Origin of the sequence: Algoriphagus sp. AGSA1, assembly GCF_021390545.1 — a bacterium.
In the GTDB taxonomy this organism is placed as follows: Bacteria; Bacteroidota; Bacteroidia; order Cytophagales; family Cyclobacteriaceae; genus Algoriphagus.
This window is the reverse complement of sequence record NZ_JAJUWR010000016.1, coordinates 133312-154228: the sequence shown is the minus strand read 5'-3', so window position 1 is coordinate 154228 and position 20917 is coordinate 133312. Positions and strand designations below refer to the sequence as shown.

General features: G+C 43.7%; 15 protein-coding genes. 4 read left to right on the top strand and 11 right to left on the bottom strand.

Annotated elements, in window-relative coordinates; genetic code table 11:
• Nucleotides 1-24: 24 nt before the first annotated feature.
• Both LZF95_RS14490 and LZF95_RS14485 read left to right on the top strand, forming a co-directional pair.
• Complete coding sequence (locus LZF95_RS14490) at nucleotides 25-3210, top strand: efflux RND transporter permease subunit (protein ID WP_233755809.1); 3186 nt, start codon at nucleotides 25-27, stop codon at nucleotides 3208-3210.
• The gene (locus tag LZF95_RS14485; RefSeq protein ID WP_233755808.1) at nucleotides 3203-4663 is read left to right on the top strand and encodes an efflux transporter outer membrane subunit; all 1461 of its coding nucleotides are present in this window, start codon (nucleotides 3203-3205) and stop codon (nucleotides 4661-4663) included. Before LZF95_RS14490 ends, LZF95_RS14485 begins: the two co-directional genes overlap by 8 nt.
• 75 nt (nucleotides 4664-4738) lie before the next feature.
• On the opposite strand, the gene LZF95_RS14480 is transcribed toward LZF95_RS14485, so the two are convergent.
• The 11 genes from LZF95_RS14480 to LZF95_RS14430 form a co-directional block, all read right to left on the bottom strand.
• A complete protein-coding gene (locus LZF95_RS14480) occupies nucleotides 4739-5608 on the bottom strand; it encodes an NmrA family NAD(P)-binding protein (RefSeq protein WP_233755807.1) in 870 nt (289 codons plus the stop codon).
• 123 nt (nucleotides 5609-5731) lie between these two features.
• Complete coding sequence (arsB, locus tag LZF95_RS14475) at nucleotides 5732-6799, bottom strand: ACR3 family arsenite efflux transporter (RefSeq protein WP_233755806.1); 1068 nt, start codon at nucleotides 6797-6799, stop codon at nucleotides 5732-5734.
• Entirely contained in the window at nucleotides 6796-7431 is a 636-nt protein-coding gene (locus LZF95_RS14470; protein ID WP_233755805.1) for a protein-tyrosine-phosphatase, read from the bottom strand. The genes arsB and LZF95_RS14470 overlap by 4 nt, the downstream gene beginning before the upstream one ends.
• 17 nt (nucleotides 7432-7448) lie before the next feature.
• Nucleotides 7449-7919 carry a DUF6428 family protein gene (locus LZF95_RS14465; RefSeq protein ID WP_233755804.1) on the bottom strand — a complete coding sequence of 157 codons (471 nt, stop codon included), beginning with the start codon at nucleotides 7917-7919 and terminating at the stop codon, nucleotides 7449-7451.
• Between the two features lie 59 nt (nucleotides 7920-7978).
• Entirely contained in the window at nucleotides 7979-8311 is a 333-nt protein-coding gene (locus LZF95_RS14460; RefSeq protein ID WP_233755819.1) for a helix-turn-helix transcriptional regulator, read from the bottom strand.
• Nucleotides 8312-8658: 347 nt separating this feature from the next.
• A complete protein-coding gene (locus LZF95_RS14455; RefSeq protein WP_233755803.1) occupies nucleotides 8659-8940 on the bottom strand; it encodes a T9SS type A sorting domain-containing protein in 282 nt (93 codons plus the stop codon).
• Nucleotides 8941-9102: 162 nt separating this feature from the next.
• Nucleotides 9103-10257: an efflux RND transporter periplasmic adaptor subunit gene (locus tag LZF95_RS14450; RefSeq protein WP_233755802.1), complete on the bottom strand. Its 1155-nt coding sequence runs from the start codon at nucleotides 10255-10257 to the stop codon at nucleotides 9103-9105.
• A complete protein-coding gene (locus LZF95_RS14445; protein WP_233755801.1) occupies nucleotides 10257-14579 on the bottom strand; it encodes a CusA/CzcA family heavy metal efflux RND transporter in 4323 nt (1440 codons plus the stop codon). Before LZF95_RS14445 ends, LZF95_RS14450 begins: the two co-directional genes overlap by 1 nt.
• A 74-nt stretch (nucleotides 14580-14653) precedes the next feature.
• A complete protein-coding gene (locus tag LZF95_RS14440; protein ID WP_233755800.1) occupies nucleotides 14654-16033 on the bottom strand; it encodes a HAMP domain-containing sensor histidine kinase in 1380 nt (459 codons plus the stop codon).
• Entirely contained in the window at nucleotides 16030-16698 is a 669-nt protein-coding gene (locus tag LZF95_RS14435; RefSeq protein ID WP_233755799.1) for a response regulator transcription factor, read from the bottom strand. The genes LZF95_RS14440 and LZF95_RS14435 overlap by 4 nt, the downstream gene beginning before the upstream one ends.
• A gap of 475 nt (nucleotides 16699-17173) precedes the next feature.
• Nucleotides 17174-18421 (bottom strand): PepSY domain-containing protein, encoded by a 1248-nt coding sequence (locus LZF95_RS14430; protein ID WP_233755798.1) that lies wholly within the window; start codon nucleotides 18419-18421, stop codon nucleotides 17174-17176.
• Between the two features lie 609 nt (nucleotides 18422-19030).
• Here LZF95_RS14430 and LZF95_RS14425 point away from each other — a divergent pair.
• Both LZF95_RS14425 and LZF95_RS14420 read left to right on the top strand, forming a co-directional pair.
• Nucleotides 19031-19651 (top strand): RNA polymerase sigma-70 factor, encoded by a 621-nt coding sequence (locus LZF95_RS14425; RefSeq protein ID WP_233755797.1) that lies wholly within the window; start codon nucleotides 19031-19033, stop codon nucleotides 19649-19651.
• A 330-nt stretch (nucleotides 19652-19981) separates the two neighbouring features.
• On the top strand, nucleotides 19982-20908 hold the full coding sequence (locus LZF95_RS14420; protein WP_233755796.1) for a FecR family protein: 927 nt from the start codon (nucleotides 19982-19984) through the stop codon (nucleotides 20906-20908).
• The last annotated feature ends 9 nt before the right edge of the window (nucleotides 20909-20917 follow it).

The window sequence follows — 20917 nt, the reverse complement described above, 5'->3', positions numbered from 1 at the left end:
ACCCAGCATTAGAATCTTCCTACAATGATAAAGAAAATTATAGATCAGCCCGTAGTGGCAATGGTGATTTCCATACTCTTGATATTGGCCGGGATAATGGGCATAAAAAGCCTTCCCGTCGAGCGGTTTCCGGAAATTGCCCCCCCAAGTGTAAATGTAAGTGTCAAATATCCGGGAGGCAATGCTGAGACTATTGCCGGCTCAGTCCTGCTTCCGATAGAGGAAGCCATCAATGGAGTAGAGGGAATGACTTATATCAGTTCATCCGCCACCAATGCCGGTACAGGTACTATCAACGTTTACTTCAAACCTGGGACCAATCCGGACATCGCTGCTGTAAACATCCAAAACAGAGTATCGGAAGTCACTGAATTTCTCCCACCGGAAGTTGTAGAAGCGGGAATATCGGTTATGAAAAGGCTTAAAGGCAGCATCATGACCATTAATTTTTACAGTGAAAACCCCTCCTACGATGAGACTTTTCTACAGGCCTACATCAGGAGGGACATACGCAGGGAACTCAAACGTATAGAAGGCATCGCAGAAGCGACTATCCTCAGACAACGTGATTATGCAATGCGCGTGTGGCTGATGCCTGAAAAAATGGCCCTGTATGGATTAACCCCCGATGATGTGATCAAGCAGATCCGGGATCAGAGCTTTGAAGCAGCCCCGGGAAAATTCGGAGAAGATTCCCAGGGTGTCTTTGAAACAGTGATCCGACATGAGGGTAGATTCAGTGTTCCGGAACGGTATGAAAACCTTGTCATCAAAGCTACCAATGATGGATCCATACTTCGGCTGAAGGATGTTGCCAGACTTGAATTTGGAGCTTCCAATTATGCCAGTGACAACAAGGTGGACGGGATGCCAGGTGTGACTATGGACATCGTACAGATGAGTGGGTCCAATGCCAAGGAAATTGATGAGCGGGTAAGGACAGTATTGGAAGAGCGGTCCAGGTTTTTTCCTGAAGGGATGAGGTATGACGTTTCGTACAGTGTCCGTAAACAGATCGATGAATCCATGAGTCAAGTGGTCAAAACACTTATTGAGGCCTTCTTACTTGTCTTTCTCGTAGTTTTTATTTTTCTGCAGAATTTCAGAGTCACCTTCATCACAGCCATCACCATTCCTATTTCTTTATTGGGAACGTTCTTTTTCTTACAACTGATCGGCAGTACCATGAATGTGCTCAGTATGTTTTCCATGGTATTGTCCATAGGGATAGTGGTAGATAACGGTATTGTGGTAATTGAGGCCATCTACGAAAAAATGCATAAACATGGTATGCGGGCACGGCAAGCTGTGGATGAAGCCATGCATGAGATCACGGGGGCGATTATTTCCATTACAGTCGTTATTTCCGCTGTATTCCTCCCTGTAGGATTTTTAAGTGGCCCAGTAGGTGTTTTTTATCAAGAGTTTGCCTATACGATCATCATTGCGGTGGTGATTTCTGCTATCATCTCCCTTACCCTTGGCCCTGTACTGATCATTCTGTTTTTCAAGGATAGGGTACGTCCAAAGAAAAAAGTAAAAATCCTAGAGCATATCGGAGGCTCAAAGTTCATTATAAAAGTCAAAACTATCAGGGATAACGGGCTCAGGAAATTTGATCTGGTCTTTGACCGGTTCGTGGCAAAATATGTTCGTATGGCAAAATGGGCCATCCTTCATAAATGGTTATCCTTGGCTGTTCTTGTCCTCATTACCGCGGCAACAGTATTTCTGTCCGGAATGGCCCCGAAGGCCTTCATTCCCACAGAGGACGACAGCTTCCTCACCCTATCCTTAGCCATGCCACCTGCCTCATCTCTACACAGGACCACAGAGGCACTGCTCCAGGCAGATTCAATACTTAGAGACCACCCTGCCATCGATGGTATCAATACGGTCGCCGGCAACAATATCGTGGACAATGCTGCTAGCACCTCTTACGGAATGGCTTATATCAAACTCAAAGACATATCAGAGCGTGGTAGCATAAAGGATTTGGATGAAGTGATCGCGGACATCACCGCAAAACTTTCATCTCAACTGGTTGACGCAAAGATCCGGATTTATCCCAAACCCACAGTACAGGGGTTCGGTGATTTTAGTGGGCTGGAATTTGTCATGCAGGACCGGGAGGGTGGCGATCTGAGTGACTTCAATCTCGCTGCCAATGATTTTATAAATGAGGTGATGAGCAGGAAGGAAATAGAAAACGCATTTTCTTCTTTCGATGTAAACTATCCCCAGTACAAGATTATCATTGACTATGAAAAGGCCAAAAAACTAGGGGTGAGCATCAGTGAAATGATGAAAACCATACAGGGGTATTTTGGACGTAGAAGGGTTGGGGATTTTAACCGCTTTGGAAGGCAATATCAAGTATTTGCCCAATCGGATATAGAATATCGAGAAGACATCAAGGCTATCAACTCAATCTTTGTCAAAAACAACGAGGGAAAAATGGTTCCTTTGAATACACTGATATTCTTGGAGCAGGCATTTGGCCCAGAGCTTGTCAGGCGGTACAACCTATATACAGCAGTAAAAATCAGTGCTATCCCAGCAGAGGGATATAGTACTAATGACGCCATGAAAGCGGTGGAAGAAATCGCCTCTAAACTCCCTGCAAATTACAGTTATGAATGGACTGGAATGAGCCTGGAAGAAAAAAACAGTGGATCCGATGCCACCATGGTATTTATAATAAGCATTGTATTGGTTTATTTTATCCTTGCCGCACAATACAACAGTTTCTGGCTTCCCTTTGGAGTAATGCTATCCCTGCCCACAGGTCTCTTTGGTGTGTATTTGGCAATAAATCTGGCAGGTATCAACAACAATATCTATGTACAGGTAGGCATATTGATGCTCATTGGGCTACTGGCCAAGAATGCAATTTTGATCGTTGAATTCGCGTCCCAGAAAAGACGTGGGGGAGCCAGTGTCCTGGATGCTGTATTAGAAGCCAGTGCTTTGAGGGTACGGGCGATTGTCATGACTTCCCTGGCATTCACCGTAGGATTAATCCCGCTGATGTTTTCTGTTGGGTCAGCCGCTCAGGGCAACAGATCAGTCAGCATAGGTACTGCGGGAGGAATGCTTTCAGGGATAATCCTGGGTATATTCATCATACCCGTTCTCGCTTACCTTTTCCAATCATTACATGACAGATTTAATCTGGAAACCGTAGAACATAATGCTAACCATGAATAGATTCCATCCTATACGACTTGTAATTATTATTCTTTTGGCTGCTACCGGATGTAAGGTAGGTGAACCTTATTCCAGACCTAATTTTGATATTTCAGAGGAATTTCATGGTGGCTCATCTTACCGGGATACTTTAGCGGATAACGGTCAATCATTGGTAGAAATCAAATGGGAGGACTTTTTTGGCGACCCCAATCTGGTCGCTCTCATAGATTCTGCCCTGGTAAATAACTTGGACATGCAACGGGCTGTTCAAAACATAGAAATCTCCAGGTTGGATTTCAAACAATCTAAGGCAAATATGTATCCTTCCCTGGGTGTAACACCACTCGGCCTAAGTAGAGAATACGCTTCACAAAACTTTGCGAACTTCGGGTCAAACCGCTCCCGTAACATCCATGATGGCAATCCTCCATCCACACTCTATACTGAACGCCTGTCCTACTACAGTCTGGTCACTACCAGCTGGGAAGTTGATTTGTGGGGAAAGTTACGTGGGCAAAAGGATGCGGCACTCGCTTCCTTCATGCAAACTGAAGAATTCAAAAAAGCAGTGCAGACAGCACTGGTAGCTGAAGTGGCAGCGACTTATTACACACTACTAAAGCTTAAAGCCGAACTGCAGGTAGCTGAGAGAAACCTACGTCTGAACGAAAACACCTTGAGGATAGTAGAACTTCAATTTGATGCAGGGGAAGCCACTTCACTTGCTATTCAACAGACTAAGTCTCAAAAATTGAGATTCCAGTCTCTGATCCCCCAGATCAAACGAAATTACGCCATCCAGGAGAATAAACTCAACTATCTTCTGGGCAGATCCCCACAAGAACTGGAAATAGAAAGTGAGTTGGAAAACGCGGTATTTGACAACAAATATAGCACCGGGGTGCCCCTTGAGCTGATTGTCAATAGACCCGATATAGCTTCCTCAGAGTATGCACTCATTGCAAGTCATGCCCAGGTAGGAGTAGCGCAGGCCATGAAATACCCCTCACTCAGCATCAATGCAGGAATGGGGATGGACGCCTACCAACTGAGCAAACTCGCAAATCCGGTAGAATCGGCTTTTGCCATACTTAATGGTGCGCTTTTTCAGCCGATATTTATGAATGGTAAACTGAAAAACAACCATAAAAAAGCCTTGGCCAGAAGAGAAATAGCACAGCTGGACTTCAAGGATAAATTGATAGTGGCAGTAAAAGAAGTCTCCGATGCCTTGGTGACTATCGAAAATCTGGAAAATGAATACATATTGGCCGAGGAAAGGATAGAAACCACACAAAAAGGAATTATGGATGCAGCTCTTTTGTTCCGCACCGGATTCGCCAACTATCTGGAAGTCAACAATGCCCAAGGAGATGCATTAGAAAGCGAATTGAATCTAATCGATCTTAAGATGCGAATTCTTCTTGCAAATATAGATCTATATAGGAGCCTGGGAGGAGGATGGCAATAGGATTCTAAAAAGAAGTTCTAACCCCTGATGACCACCATCCCGCATCAAAGCGAGAACTAATCCCACTTATCCCTATCAACTTCCAGTGGGCTTTCGTTTGAGATGCTCTTCCAGATATTCGCCCAATGTTGTCGGGAGTTTTATTGCATTCCCGGGCCGTTCTGGCACTGTTCTATTGTCTATGACCGCCTGTGTCATATCAGAAAGATTATCCGCTGCATTTTCTGTAAAACCTACAGAGACAAGCGTTTCTACCCAGTTATCTTTAGTTATTGGCTGAAGGGATACTTTTTTATTGAGCAATTTGGAAAAAGCAGCTGCAACATCGCATGAGCTGTACTTTTGACCTGTCAATTCATAAATTCTTTTCTTCTCAGACGAGGTATCAATCATTATTTTGGCTATAAATTCCGCCAAATCGACAGGGGAGTTCATCTCGATTGCCAGATCCTCAGGAAAAAACGTCGGTAATACACCGTATTGCTCCATAGTATCCAGATATCCCAACCAGTTACTATAATAGTAGGAAGGCCTGATAAATACCTTTTCAATTTCCAGATCATCCAGAGATTGCTCCAAAATCCTTGACATTAACACATTGCCTGTATTACTGTCAATATGCGCTCCTACACATGACAAAGCAATAACTCTCCTGATTCCTGTAGCTTGAATAGCCTCCTTGTAGTTGGCTACAATCTGCCTGCTTTCCTCAATTATATCCTGGGAGGTAGGATTTTCCGGTGTCAAAACAAAAACACTCGTGCCACCTTCAAATGCTTTTTTCAGCTCTTCTACCTTGAACAGATCTGCGGTTCTTGTTTCAATGGTCTTATCCGAAAGTTTCTCTGGATTTCTTACGACCGCTCTTACATCTACTCCACTGGATTTTAGGTCATTGATCAGATGCGATCCTACTTGCCCAGATGCTCCTACGATTACATTCATATTTTCTAATTGCTTTTTTTGATATTTCAAAACTAAAGCAGACTAGTGACAACGGTATGTCAGGAGAATTGGGGATGTTATTTTTCACCAAGTGCATAAGAAGTGGTCAATAAACGGGGAAACTCAACGGGGTGGCTTTTGGTTTAAAGGCTGATCATAATACTTATCTCTCAGCCAAAAGGAAACCCTCACCAGAATAATCAAAGCGGGAACTTCCACCAATGGACCTATCACTCCAGTAAACGCCTGCCCTGACTCAAGACCAAATACCGCAATAGCTACTGCTATGGCCAGTTCAAAGTTATTTCCAGCAGCCGTAAATGATATAGCTGCATTTTTGTCGTACGTGGCCCCCATGGCTTTGCTAAAGAAAAACCCGATGATAAACATCAGTGAGAAATAGATCAGCAGAGGAATGGCAATACGTATGACATCCATCGGTATCTCTACGATCAGGTCGCCTTTGAGCGAGAACATGACCACAATAGTAAATAGTAACGCAATGAGCGTCATTGGAGAAATGGTAGGGATAAATACATTTTTGTACCATTCTTCTCCTTTTAGCCTGGCCAGGACCGCTCTGCTAAGAATACCCGCCAGAAATGGAATGCCAAGATAAATAGCCACGCTTTCCGCAATAGTACCAATAGAAATATCCACTATGGCGCCTTCAAAACCAAAATACGGGGGAAGGACAGTAATAAACAGCCAAGCGTAAAAGCTGTACATAAAAACCTGGAAAACACTGTTCAGTGCCACCAACCCAGCTCCATATTCGCTGCTCCCCTCTGCGAGATCATTCCACACCAATACCATGGCGATACAGCGTGCCAGCCCAATAAGGATAAGTCCCACCATGTATTCAGGATAACCCTGAAGGAAAATCAGTGCCAGCGCAAACATCAACACTGGGCCAACAATCCAATTTAGAATCAAAGAAATACTTAGAATCCGCACATTCTTAAACACTTTAGGCAAAAGTTTATAATCCACTTTAGCCAAAGGGGGATACATCATCAGGATGAGTCCTATCGCTATGGGGACATTCGTGCTACCTGAGCTAAAAGAATTGATAAAAACAGAGCTGGATGGAACCAGATACCCTATTCCTACTCCCACACCCATTGCCAGAAAAATCCACCAAGTCAGATTCTTATCCAGAAAACCCAACTTTTTTTTAGACTCACTCATACTTGCGGCTTATTGATTTTACTGAAAACATAGAACATCTCAGAAGCAATCTGCATAGACCTTTCATCGTAGCGGCTCGCTTCCTCAGGAGTTCCGTCATACTTTTTGGGATCCTCATACCTCACCGGTATCCTGCTCCCTGTGCCCGGGATAAATGGACAGTTCTCATCCGCATGTGCGCAGGTCATTACCGCGGCAAATCTTTGGCCCTTATTGATCGGATCATCGAAGAGTTTGGAAAAGGCAGAAATCGGCTCGGCTTCATCTGAGTGAAAAATGAAATATACCGGGTTTTCGTCCCCTTTTTTGGTCACCCGGAATCCACTCCGCTTGATGGATTCCACTGCCCGCCCGTTGAACTCAGTCACTTCGACTCCCCCTGAATAGCAATTGGCCGGAACCCCGAAATAATCGGCAGCTGTCTGTGCCCATATCTGGGAAAACTGGCTCCTTCTGGAGTTGTGGGTGCAGATAAAGTTTAAGTTAATATCATCCCCTGCCGCAAGCTTTGACTGGATATAATCGATCAGGGCCTGCAACGATTCCTTTCTTTCTTCAGGTATAGTTTGTGACCTAGCCTGTTCCACAGTGGCAGCTAGGCCAGGCAGTAATTTTACATTGGCAAGATTCATAGATGGTTCCGGTTAGATTAACAACATCCTGATCCTGGCCCACAGGAATTCGCACTTGCAGACATACCCGCCAGACTTATTTTTTGCTTACCCTCTGAAATACCGCAGTTGTCCTTGGCTAGGCAATCGGTCTGTTTACTAGTCAGCAGGAAGTTAGTACCGTCAAATTCTAACCCGAATTTACCGATGGTTTCCGCCTGATATTCTACTTCAACTTCGAGATCTTCCAGTCCCAATACTTTCTCTGACAGTTCTATGATCTTGTTCAGCTTTTCCGGGTGCAGACGGTGATTGTAATCATCCGCATTCCAAAGTTGAAAATTTGCCACATTTTCTGTTCTCACCGTCCCTCCACAGTCAATAAAGTGTTTGGAGATTTTACCTACTTCAGTGACGTGAAAATGGGTAGGGACCAAAGTACCGTCCGGTAATTGAAATGCAATGCTGTCTAATTGACCTAATGCCTTTTTCACTTCTGATAACTTCATGATTCAATTTGTTTATTGCGATAATACGATAGATGAATACAAATTTTTTTAATCCCTGATTAGCAACAGGAACTATCCGGGGCCTGAAACTGATCAAACACTTCATTGAACAATTGCTGAATATGCGCCCATCTGACCGGGTTTATGCAATAGCTTACCGAAACACCTTCGATAGTCCCTTGTATAATACCCACTTGCTTGAGTTCTCTCAGATGTTGGCTGATTGTAGCTTGTGCCAAGCCCAACTCTTGAACCAGATCCCCATTGATACAGGTATTGGATCGTAGCAGGATTTGGATAATCGCCACCCGGGCCGGATGTGCGAATACTTTGGCAATCTGTGCCAGCTCATTCTGCTCTTGAGTAAATAAATCTGTCTTGGTGACTCCCATAGCTTGTTGTTTCATTGCAATATTACAATATATTGATGAGAACAAAAAAAAGGCTAACCTATTTTTAGATTTTTTCTACTCTAGTACCAAAGAGCATCGCGAAAATAACCACAGCTCAACTTATTAAACTTTCTTTTATAATAGACAGCTAAAGAACTGTAGTGACGTAACAGGGGAAGAAGTATTAGTTGGAATGACGGAGTCACTGACCCTTGTAAAAAGTCCATAAGGGAAGTGAATTTCTATGCCCCTTGCGCCTTCTATGTGGTAAGCAAAAACCTGTTGTAAAGTAAGCAGCTGGGGGTAAGCTATGTCGCGCGTTTTGGGATAGCGTCGGAGTCCCCTATCTAGTCTATCACAACACGTTTTGTCTCTATAAAACCTCCCCTAAAGATGGCTTTTAAGTAATAGGTACCTTTTCCAAGGTGAGTCATGTTCACCTTGTTTGCTTTTTGAGTAACCTGACTGGTCAGATCTGCCACTTTATTATTGCTGCCATCGAAGACCTCCACGGAAACCGGGAGAGATGGACCGGTGACAAATTCAGCATTATAATCAGACGACAAACCGGTAACAACTAATACTTTACATCCAAATTCTGTGGAAATGTAGCGGCTTAGCACGCTCAATCTTCATCAATTTCAGCTAACAAAACAGCAATCAGGAGATTGCATTTTGTTGGAGCCAAGTAAGTGCTAAGTGCAGCTTCTGGAGAAGCAGCACAGCGACGTAACTATAAACCAGCTGCGTTCTCTGCGGAAACCTCCGTGATCACCGCGGTTACAGCACCCCTAAGGCAGCAGATTAAAGCCTCCACGCGTCAAAATAACCGTGTTCTCATCAAGTACTTCATTCGGCAATAGCTCTATCATCCCATCACTTTCCAAATCCGTCTTCACTACCACCTTCTCCAATTTGAATCCATTCTCAGTTTTTTCCCGCTGCACCAGCACATAGCTTTCTCCATCGGATACCACCACAGCAGTCACAGGAACCACCCAAGCTTCTTTGGGATCCTGGATCAGTTTGGCTTCCAAAAACATACCCGGGACAAGCATTTCCCCTTCTTTTTCATTCAGCATATGTGCATGCACATTGATCTGACGCTCAGTATTGATCGACTGGCCCACTACAAACACCTCGGCCTCGAAAGTTCTCCCGGGCAGATCAGGAATGGAAACCTGCACTCTCTGCCCCTTATGGACATTCGCCGCATCCTTCTCGAAAATCACCAATTCTATATGTAAGTGTTCTTTGCTAATGATTGTCATGGCCTTTCCTCCAACAGCCAAAAATGAACCCTGTACCAAGTGGATTCCATCCACAAACCCCGCAATGGGTGATAGCACTGGAACTTTTGAGCGGATATTCTCCGGATTCAACTGATCTGCATTGATATTGATCATTGCCAACTGACGCTTCAAACTTTCTGCCTTGGCTTTGGATCCCTGATAGTCCGCCTCCGCTTTCAAGTAGATTTTTTGTGCAGAGATCTGTTCCCCATACAGGGTCTTTTGGCGCTCATACTCTGCCTCCAAATACCCCAATTGGCTAGTTGTCTCCAGGAAATCCTGCTGAAGCCGGATGAAATCAGGGTTTTCCAGATAGAAAAGCACCTCCCCTTTTCGTACAGATTCCCCTTCCAGCTTATTCAACCCACTGACATAGCCTCCAAAAAAAGCCGAAATCTCCTGGATTCCCTCCACAGGAACTTTTACCATTCCCTGCACCGACAGGCCATCCGAGAATTCCTCCAGTCTCGGGCTTCCCCAAGCCATCTTCATCGTCTCAAACTGCTTTTGGGAAACCATTATAAATGGGCCTGAGGATATTCCAGCTTCCACTTCTACAGCTTCAGAGGTGTCTTGTCCGTTGCAATGAAAGAGCAAAAGACTGCTCGCCAAAAGTGAGGCATTAAGGATTGATTTTATAAGGAAGTTCTTCATCAGTTCAGAAGGTAGTTGATGTCCAAAATAGTTTGTTGATAGGCAAATTTGCTTTGCAGGTACTGTAGGGTAATCGTCCTAGAATTCTCTATCAGCTGCACGTACTGGAGAAAATCAATTTCTCCTTCTTGGTAGGATCGCCTGGCTTGTTCCAGTATTTGAACCGAAAGCGTTTTGCCTTCGGCTTCATAATAATTTATGACGCGGATATTCTGATCTAACTGCCGTCCCAATTGCTGGGCATGACTTTCCAGCTGATTCCTATACTGCTCTGCTTCGAGTTGGATTTTTTGCTGTTGGTATTCGCTGGTTTTGATATGTGACTTTTGCGCTCCAAAAAATAGAGGAACGGAAATCCCCGCCTGAAACCCTGGATAAATCTTTGCATTTGCTCCGGGATTAGTCCCACGGAATACCTCTAGACTTATATCGGGAAGCAGTTTTCTCTTTTCAGTCTGAATCAGATATGCAGACTGTTTGACGGCATTTTCATAATATTCCACACCGGGATGCATAGCCCAGTCTTCGGGTAGAGAAGAGTCCAGTGAAACATCCTCTTCCGAAAGCACGAGTTCTCCTTCCCAATTCAGCAATAATTTCAAGTGATCCAGCGCCATCAGGTAGTTTTCATTGGCCTCATTACTCTTGAGACTGATTTCCTGCCGCTTACCTTCAGCTGTCAATTTCTCCAGATAGTTACTTTCTCCGGTTTCAAATTTCCGGGAAGCTGCGCGGGTAAATTCAGCATAGAGTGAGTCCAAATACCCATAATTCCCGATCAGTTCCTGCCAGTATTTTACTGTTATAAATCCCTTGCTAATCTCACCTTCCAGCATTCTCTTCTGCAATTCAAACTGACTGAGTTGCATTTCTGCACCAGCTTCCAAGGCGTTTTTCTGTGCTCCATAAAGCGTCGGAAAGGCGAAACTTTGGCTTAACCCCCATTTCCTATTGTAAATCCCATTTTCGGCGAGGTCATTTTTGTCCTCCGCATAATAAACACTCGTCTTGTCCAGATTCCAGCCCTGGGCGACCTTGGCAGTGGCCATCTCAAGCGACTTGTCAGCGGCCTTTATTGTGAGATTTCTCTCCAATCCCAGCTCTACAGCTTGCTCCAGTGTAAGCGGAGACTCCTGTGCCCGCACAGCAAAAGTACACATGGAAAATAACGCCAAGGAGGTCAACACTTTTTTGGATGAAGAAGACAGTCCGGATTTGGTTTTAAACAAAACATAGAGCACCGGAAGCACAATCAAAGTCAGTAACGTGGCCGAAATCAATCCTCCCACAACCACAGTAGCAAGCGGACGCTGCACTTCAGCCCCTGCGGAATTAGAAATTGCCATCGGCAAAAAGCCCAATGCAGCGGCAGAAGCAGTAAGCAATACGGGTCTCAAGCGTTCCTTTGCACCTTTTATCACTAAGTCCTTGATGTTGATGTAATGGGACTCCATGGATTTGAAATGTTCTATCAGCACGATTCCGTTCAGCACGGCTATACCAAAAAGAGCAATAAACCCCACACCGGCGGAAATACTAAACGGCATATCCCTGATCCAAAGCAGCACTATTCCTCCTATTGCCGAAAGCGGAATCGCAGAGTAAATCATCAGTGCGTCACGGGTAGAAGAAAATGCAAAATAAAGCAGCACGAAAATCAGAAATAAGGCAATCGGAACGGCAATCATCAGCCTGTTTCTGGCCTTTTGGAGATTCTCAAACTGCCCTCCATAGTCCACTCTATAACCTTCCGGAAGATTAATTTGGCTGGCAATAATTCCCTGAATATCATCTACCACAGACTGTAAGTCACGATTTCTTACATTCACGCCGATCACCACTCTTCGGTTGGTATTGTCCCTGGAGATCTTCGCAGGTCCTTTGGTGTAGCTGATGGTTGCCAACTCAGAAAGCGGCACTGAGCCTCCATTGGGAAGCTGGATGGAAGTCTGCTCCAGATGTCTGATGTCCTTGCGGAAAGGCTCCGCAAATCTCACCACCAAATCAAATTGCTTCTCTCCTTCGAAGACAGTCCCTGCAGTCATCCCAGCAAACCCCATGGTCACGACCTCGTTCAGATCAGAAATATTCAACCCGAACTTGGCAATTTTGCCACGGTTGTACTCAATCTTCATCTGGGGAAGTCCATCTACTTTCTCCAATATAATATCCGCAGCACCTTCTACGCCCTGTATGGCAGCTTCGATTTCCTCAGCTGTTTTCAGCAACACGTCCAGATCCTCACCAAACACTTTGATAGCTAAATCGGCACGTACACCGGTAATCAATTCATTAAAACGCATTTCTATAGGTTGGGTAAATTCGTATTCCATTCCAGGGATCACTTCCAGTGCTTCTTTGAATTTATCTGCAAGTTCATCCTTGGTTTCCACAGTAGTCCATTCTGAGCGAGGTTTCAATGTCACGATCACATCACTCTCCTCCATGGACATGGGGTCTGTGGGAATCTCAGCGGCACCGATTCGGGTCACTACCTGGTTCACTTCCGGGAATTCTTTTAAGATTTTCTCTATCTCAGTGATAGTTGCCACCGTGTTGGTCAGCGTAGTTCCTGTTTTCAACATAGGCTGAATCACGAAGTCCCCCTCATCCAGGGTAGGCACAAACTCAGATCCCATCGAAGTGAAAAGAAAAACCGCTCCAACCAACAACCCAAAGGCAGTAATCAGCACCGCCCTAGTATGAGCTAATGCCCAGGTAATCGCCGGTTCGTAAATCTTATTTAGCCCATTGATTATTCTTGTGGATATATTCTTTGGCCCCGGAGGTGTGGTCTTGAGAAATAATGCTGAAACTACCGGAACATAGGTCAGACCCAAAATCATTGCCCCGATCAAGGCAAAGGAAAAAACTTCAGCCATCGGGCGAAACATCTTTCCCTCTACACCTGTCAGGGATAAAATCGGGATAAACACAATGATGATAATGATTTGTCCAAAAACTGCCGAGTGCATCATTTTGGAGGCTCCTGTAAAGGAAATTTCATCCTTCTTATCCTGCCTTTGCGACTTAGACAATCCCGCCAGCTGATGATCTGCTCTGGTGAATTGGAAGGCAATAAACTCTACAATAATCACTGCGCCATCGATGATAATCCCAAAGTCGATCGCGCCCAAACTCATCAGATTGGCATCGACTCCAAAGATGTACATCATGGAGAGTGCAAAAAGCAAACTCAGGGGAATCACTGAGGCTACCACCAATCCAGAACGTAAATTCCCCAGAAGTAACACCACCACAAAAACCACGATCAGACAACCCAAAATCAGGTTTTCGGCAATCGTAAAGGTCGTTCTTCCGATCAATTCAGATCTGTCCAAAAATCCATTGATGACAATACCCTCAGGAAGAGAGGCCTTCATTTCTTCCAATCTCTCCTTCACCCGATCAATCGTCCCTTTGGAATCCGCTCCTTTCAGCATCATCACCTGTCCCAATACTTTTTCCCCTTCGCCGTTTGCGGTGATCGCCCCAAATCTATTCGCATGACCAAAGCCTACTTCGGCAATATCACGGATATATACAGGAGCTCCATTCCTCACTTCTACTACTATATTCCTTATATCGTCCAAGCTCGACACCAATCCTTCTCCTCGGATAAAGAAGCTTTCGTTGGTTTTTTCTATGTATCCGCCACCGGCTATGGAGTTATTCTGTTCCAAAGCGTGATACACCTCGGCAATATCGATCTGCATCCCCTTCAATCGCTCAGGATTAATGGCGACCTCATATTGCTTTAGAAAACCACCCCAGGTATTTACTTCCACCACCCCTTCTATGCCCGAAAGCTGTCTCCTGACTACCCAATCTTGAATAGTACGCAGATCAGTTATATCGTATTCGCTTTCATAGCCCGGTTCCACATCGATCACATACTGGAAAATCTCTCCCAGACCGGTGGAAATAGGTCCCATTACCGGTGAGCCAAAACCTGCAGGGATGCTTTCTTCTGCTATTTTGATGCGCTCCGCAATTAGTTGACGCGGAAGATAAGTTCCCATTTTATCCTCGAAAACAATCGTAACTACCGAAAGTCCAAATTTGGACACGGAGCGGATTTCGGTCACTCCCGGGAGATTTGCCATTTCCAGCTCCACCGGATAAGTCAAGTATTTCTCCACATCTTCGGTCGCAAGATTCCGGGAAGTGGTGATCACCTGTACTTGGTTCGTGGTGACGTCAGGCACAGCGCCTATAGGCAGATTGCCCAAAGCAAAAATTCCAAAACCTATCCAGGCTGCCATAAAAATGAAGATGATCAGCTTATGGGCTATACTCCATTGTATAATTCTATCTAACATGCGAGAGGTCGAAATTGAAATGCAAAAATCGCCCAAAGGCTTCTCTACACCCGAAAAACTCCCTTAAGATTGTCTTAAATCTCAGCGCTAAAAATCAATCGAAACGTACTGCCCTCGCCCTTTTCACTTTCTACCTCCACCCGAATACCGGATTCCGTTGCTAGTTTCTTTACAATTGCGAGTCCAAGTCCTGTGCCTTGAACAGGATTTCCGGCATCATTTGCCTCTCTATAAAATGGATCAAAAATCTTATCCAATGACTCCCTGGCTATCCCTTTTCCCTCATCTCTGATCAATAGGTATGGCGATCCTTCATGAATCCCTAATTGAAACATGATTTTGGTATTCGGAGAAGAATATTTGACGGCATTTTGGGTGAGATTAGTCAAAATCATCTGAAGGGATCTTTCATTGACCTGTATAAAAAGCGGCTTGGAAAGATTAGTTTCCAATCTGATTTCCCTGCCTGAATCCAATTCTGCCTGCTGCGCAAAATCCTTTGCAAAAGAAACTAATTCCACTTCTTCCCTGCTCATTTTCCCTTTGCCCGCTCTTGCCAGGGAAAGTAACTGATCAATCATCCCTGACATACGGTCTATACTTCCCAAAACCATTTTGATCTTTTCCACATATTCCTCCGATGTTCTCGGTTTGCGGATCAGCACTTCTAGTGTGCCTCGTAATACAGCTAGAGGAGTACGCAACTCGTGGGAGGCATCAGAAGTGAATTGCTTCTCTCTGGTCAACGCCTGCTCCAACCGGGCTAGCAGCCCATTGATTGACAGCGTTAGTTGGGCTATTTCATCGTTTGGATCAGCTACCGGAATCCGTTCATTCAGGTTACTTTGGGAAATCAGGTTAGTTTTCTGAATGATCTTCTGAATAGGCTGGATACTTTTACCGGCCAAATACCGCATAGCCAAAAACAGGGAAATAAGAATCCCCGGATAGAGCAACACCAAGATATTTCTCAGATTGGTCAGCAGTTCTCTGGCGTCTTCAAATGACTTGGCTACCAGCATATACCCTTCCTGCTTTCCCTCATGATTCAGCGGAATCTGCATTTGACGCACTTCCCTTTCACCAGTCTTTTGTGTCCACGCCTCATTATTTTCTGCCCGTTCAGGATAAAAACTCAAATGGTGTTCTCCTAGATTTGGGGACTTATCCATAGATCCCCCTTGCATATCCACGATTTCTATAAATATTGGGTTCAGCTGGATCTGGCTATGCTCCTGTTCCAGCCATTCATCCTTATGAACAAACCTTATCTCGCCATTTACCAGAAAAATCTGACCTACATGCTTATCAGTCTCCAACTTGAGTTCCCTGTCTATACTCTGGACCACCGTATAATTCACCACAAGATAAATGATGGCAAACACAACCAAAACAATTAATGCCGTGACCAGCGTAAGCCTACGTGCAATCTGTTCTTTGTAGGAAACATTCATAGATCTCTGGCTATATAACCTATTCCCCGCACCGTCTGTATGTAATCTTCATTGGTGTTGAAATGCAGTTTTTTTCGGAGTGAGTTCATAAAAACATCAATCACTCCTGTATTATACTCAAAGTGAATATCCCACACCTCCTCGATGATCTGGGTGCGTCTGCACACTTGATTTTTGTTTTTCATCAGGTATTCCAGCAGTGCAAACTCCTTTTGGGTCAGCTGAACTTCGGCCTCTTCTTTGAGTACCAGGTGCCTTCCGGTGTAGAGGGTAATTGGCCCAAGTGTATATTTTTCTTCCGAAATATCCTTGGTCCGCAACTGCACACGGATCCGCTCCAATAATTCTTCAAAGTGAAAGGGCTTTTTGATGTAATCATTTGCCCCGGACTGTAGCCCTGCGATTGTTTCTTCCACCGTGTCTTTTGCGGTAAGAAAAACAACAGGAGTATCCGAAAATTGCTTTCGGAATGTCCTGCAAAGCTCCAGTCCGCTTATGCTAGGCAGCATCCAGTCCAGCAGCAATAAATCATAATCTCCACTAAGTGCCATTTGAAGGCCTGACCGACCATTTTCAGCAATATCCACCTGATAGGATTCCTCTTCCAACCCTTGCTTTAAAAACCCGGAAATCCCCGGCTCATCTTCTACGACTAGAATTCGCATGCTTGATTTTTCTGTTATAATCACTGAGAGCATAAAGGTCACACAAAGGCTGCAGTTAAGCTATATAGCTTTATTGAAGAGCTTTGCTATTTCCAAAATTGATCTTGAATTCTCTTTCTTTGTTGTTTTTGCTACGCAAAAGTTAACAATTCAATCCAAGCCCTGTAATCCTACAGCTTAAGATTCTCTTAAAGTTTTGAAGCAAGTTGTGAACTTTCGAATCTCTACGGATAACTCCGCGAACTTTGTGGTTAAACCCGAAATATGCATTGGCAATTCTATTGCAGCCATTAATTGCTTCAAAATCAACCATTACACTGCTGTTTTCGACCTCACCATATCCGCCGCGGCGGACCCAGTCTCCAAACAGCCTTATTTTCTTGCAATTAATATCCTCACCACAAGACCTAATACATAATCCGGGTCAAAAAAAACAAAAAAAGACCTTCCAAAATTAGAAGGTCTCCTATATGAATTATACCATTTCCGCCACTTTGCGAGCAACAGGCTTTTTCTTTGCCGGTTTTTTCTTTCGCTTATTCCACCAGATCAGTGTTCCGGTAATCGGCAAGGAAGTAGCAATCAAACAGGCCACAAACCATAAAAATTTAGAAAATTGCCCGAAGATATCCCCTACATGAAGCGATTTCACAGACCTTCCTATTTGCTGACGGAAGGGTAAATCCGAAAACAATTTAGCCTCAGTAACAGACAAATCATCCGAAGACAAAGTCAATTGATCGGCACCAGCCCTGGCGAAAAAGCCTGTTCTGTATTTGCTTACACTGACCGGATCAGTCGCTTTAATAGGCAAGGATACTCTGATATTCCCTTTATACGTAAGCTCGGCATTTGTTTTTGCGAAAATCTCTTCAATAGAAATTACAGGGGGGACATTCTCTTCCGGTTTGGTTTCCACACGTGCTTCACGGTTTGGGCCTCCTCCATTTCCACCTCGTGGGCCCGGTTCCTGATAGGTGTCCCAGGTTTTCTGCCATCCTTCCCTATACCATTCATAAGACCAAAAAGGGCCGGTGGCCGCCATTACAAAAAGGATAAGTAAAGAATAAAAAGCCAAAGTATTGTGAAGATCATGATTTACCCGCTTCCAATTGGCCGACCATTTGATTTTTAATCCCTGTTTCCAGCTTTTTACCTTATTAGGAAACCAGATTACTATACCAGTAATCACCCCAAGTAAAAAAAGTAGCGTGGCCACACCATTGATAAACCTTCCCAAATCCCGGTTGCCCATGCTTTCCAGTATTGGCTCCTCTATCCTATCCAGCAACAACCAACGGTGCAAGCTGAACATATAGCCCATAAATTCAGATGTTTTGGTCTTATCACCGGTATTTCCCAGGATTTCCGCAGAATAGGGGTTCACATAATAGGTAGTCCCCCTACCCTCTTCCCCTGCTTTCTTTAAGGTTAGCTGTACGCTCCGGTCAGATTCTTCATTCCACATTACAGCTACCACATTGGATCCCTCCCTTTTTTCGAGAGTGTCCTTCAACTCATCCGGAGACATTCTTTCACCGGCACTCTCTACGAAATAGAGTTCAGAATCCATGAATTCCCGGATCTCGGTATTATAAACATAGATGGTACCACTGAGACAGACAGCAATTACCACAAGACCTGAGATCAGGCCTGCATACAGGTGTATTTGATCAAAAATATTTCGGATACTTTTCCAAACAGTAGATTTTTTAGGCTGCATCTAATAGTAAGCTAAAGAGAGTGAGAAATAATCCAGAAGGCAAAAATAAGCAAGAATTTTATTATTTAGATTTAATCTAATAAAGAATTGAAAAACAATTTTCCTGACAGGAGATTTTGAACACCTTCACTTACTGAAAAAAACCTAGGTACACCAGACATGCCTGTCGGCAGGAAGGCTCAAAGCGACCCAGTGAGGAGATATGCTTAATATCTCATGAGGCCAACGAGAAAAATGGCACGGTTGAGGCCAGCTTGAAAATCTTGATTTTGTGGTTTTCTGATGTACGGATAAAGACCTGCTACCATCAATTAGCTCGCACCTGCTGAAAAACAACATGTGTGAAAAATAGGCTAATCATTCAAAATGATGGCTTTTGACCTATTACCGACATTTTACAGCACATCTAACTAAACTCCCTGTATAAAAGTCATAACAATATTGATCTTAACCCATATTTTAATTTTTTACGCAATTATTTAAAATTTATGTTTCATATATACCCTCCATTTAATATTTTAACAGAAATTTACACAACATAAGTAAAAAATTAAACCAACTTTTTAGACCGTAAAAAAAATACCGCTCACCCATTAAGCACAAAATCCCATGTCTGAAAAAGAATTAAATGAACTAGAACTTCTGGAAAGAATCAAAAATGGTGACGAGTCAGCATTTATTGAAGTGTACGATCTATACTGGAAGCGTATGTTCAATTTCGGCTACAAAAGACTTGGTAAAAAGGAGATCGTAGAAGGGATTGTCCAGGATGTATTTATTGATCTTTGGACCAAAAGAACCAAACTTGAAATCCACACATCCCTCCAGGCTTTCCTGTTCACTTCTGTGAACTATAGAATCATCAACCAGTACAAGTCCCAAAGTATCCGGGAAAGATTTACACTACGGGAAAAATCCAAGGGAGAGCAACAAAACTCATCGACTGATGAAAAGGTACTGTTCAATGATCTGAAGACGAACATCAAAAAAGTGGTGCGGAACTTCCCCCCACAACGCAAAAAAGTATATCAGTTACGGTTTGATAAAGGTTTAAGCTATATAGAAATATCCAAAAAGCTTGAAATCTCAGTCAGCACTGTGGAAAAACACCTTATACGGGCACTGAAGGATCTTCGGGTGAATCTGAAAGAACTTACCTTTACCGCATGTGTTCTCCCGGGACTAGAGTCTTACCCCGAAATACTAGGTGGGATTTCCTTTTTAAACTAATCCGTAAATCCAACGCCATCCCACCCCTGATGGGAATTTAGATGCGCCTACCACACACCTTCAGCCAACTCACATTTCAATTAAGGATCTCCGAAAGCCCTCGGGCTAAAAACCTAGAAAGCATCCCATATTAAAGCCCACAACAAAGGAACTTTCAAAAAAAAACTTAGATCATCCAGCAACAAAAAGACAAAAAAAAATCAAAACAAGGTTCAAAAAACAATAAAAAACAGGCTAAAACTCATACAAAATAAAAAAATCGGTTTTTTTCCTGTTCACAATGGAGGAAAAATCTGTTTGAATTGACAATTACAGTATAACACACAAGTTATGGCAAAAAACCACTCCAATTTATTCCACAATACGCACATAAAACCTCCTACTGAGACTGATGAGCTATTTGAGGATGATTATGTGGATCGAATGGAGGAAAAAGACCAGCAGCTCTTAAAGAAAAAGCTGTTTGGAGAAATAAAGTCGGCAATTAGAAAGCATGAAGAAAAAGTAGAAAGGAAAAAGAAAATCCATCGTGCGACAAAAACAGCAGCAGCTGTACTCCTACTTCTATCGTTAAATATTGGTCTGTGGCAGGCACTGACTCTTAAAGAAAAAAATTACCAGACAGGGGCAAATGAAATTCTCAAAATAGAGTTGCCAGATGGATCCACGGCTTGTTTGAATTCAAATTCCTCATTGGCCTATTCCTACCGATGGGCATTTGGATTTGAGCGCAAGGTGGAATTAAGAGGTGAGGCATATTTTGATATAGCCAAAGATCCGGATTCCAGGCGATTCTTGATCAATGAAGGCGAGGTGATGGAAGTTGAGGTTTTTGGAACTGAATTCAATTTCAAAAACCAGCACCCCATTCACAAATTGACCTTGTTGCAGGGCAGTGTGAAATTGGGATATGAAGGTGAGGGAGGAAACACCACCCTAATGGTGACTCCGGGAGAGACCGTCAAACTAGACGTAGAGAACCAGAAGATTGCAAGCAAAAAAACAGATAATCCCTCCAAGCTTATAGCTTGGCAGAAGAGGAAATTACAAATGCACAATGAAAGCCTTGAAGAGGTGCTTAACATAGTTACAGAGCTATATGACCTGGAATTGCCCGACCAAAAAATACCACTAACCGCAGAACTTATATCTGGCAGCTTACCACTGTCAGACAATCCAAATGAAGTGATCGAGAACATCCAGGTGTTATTTGACACTAAAATCAGCCTAAAACAGAACACTATCCAACTACCCTAGATTACTGCT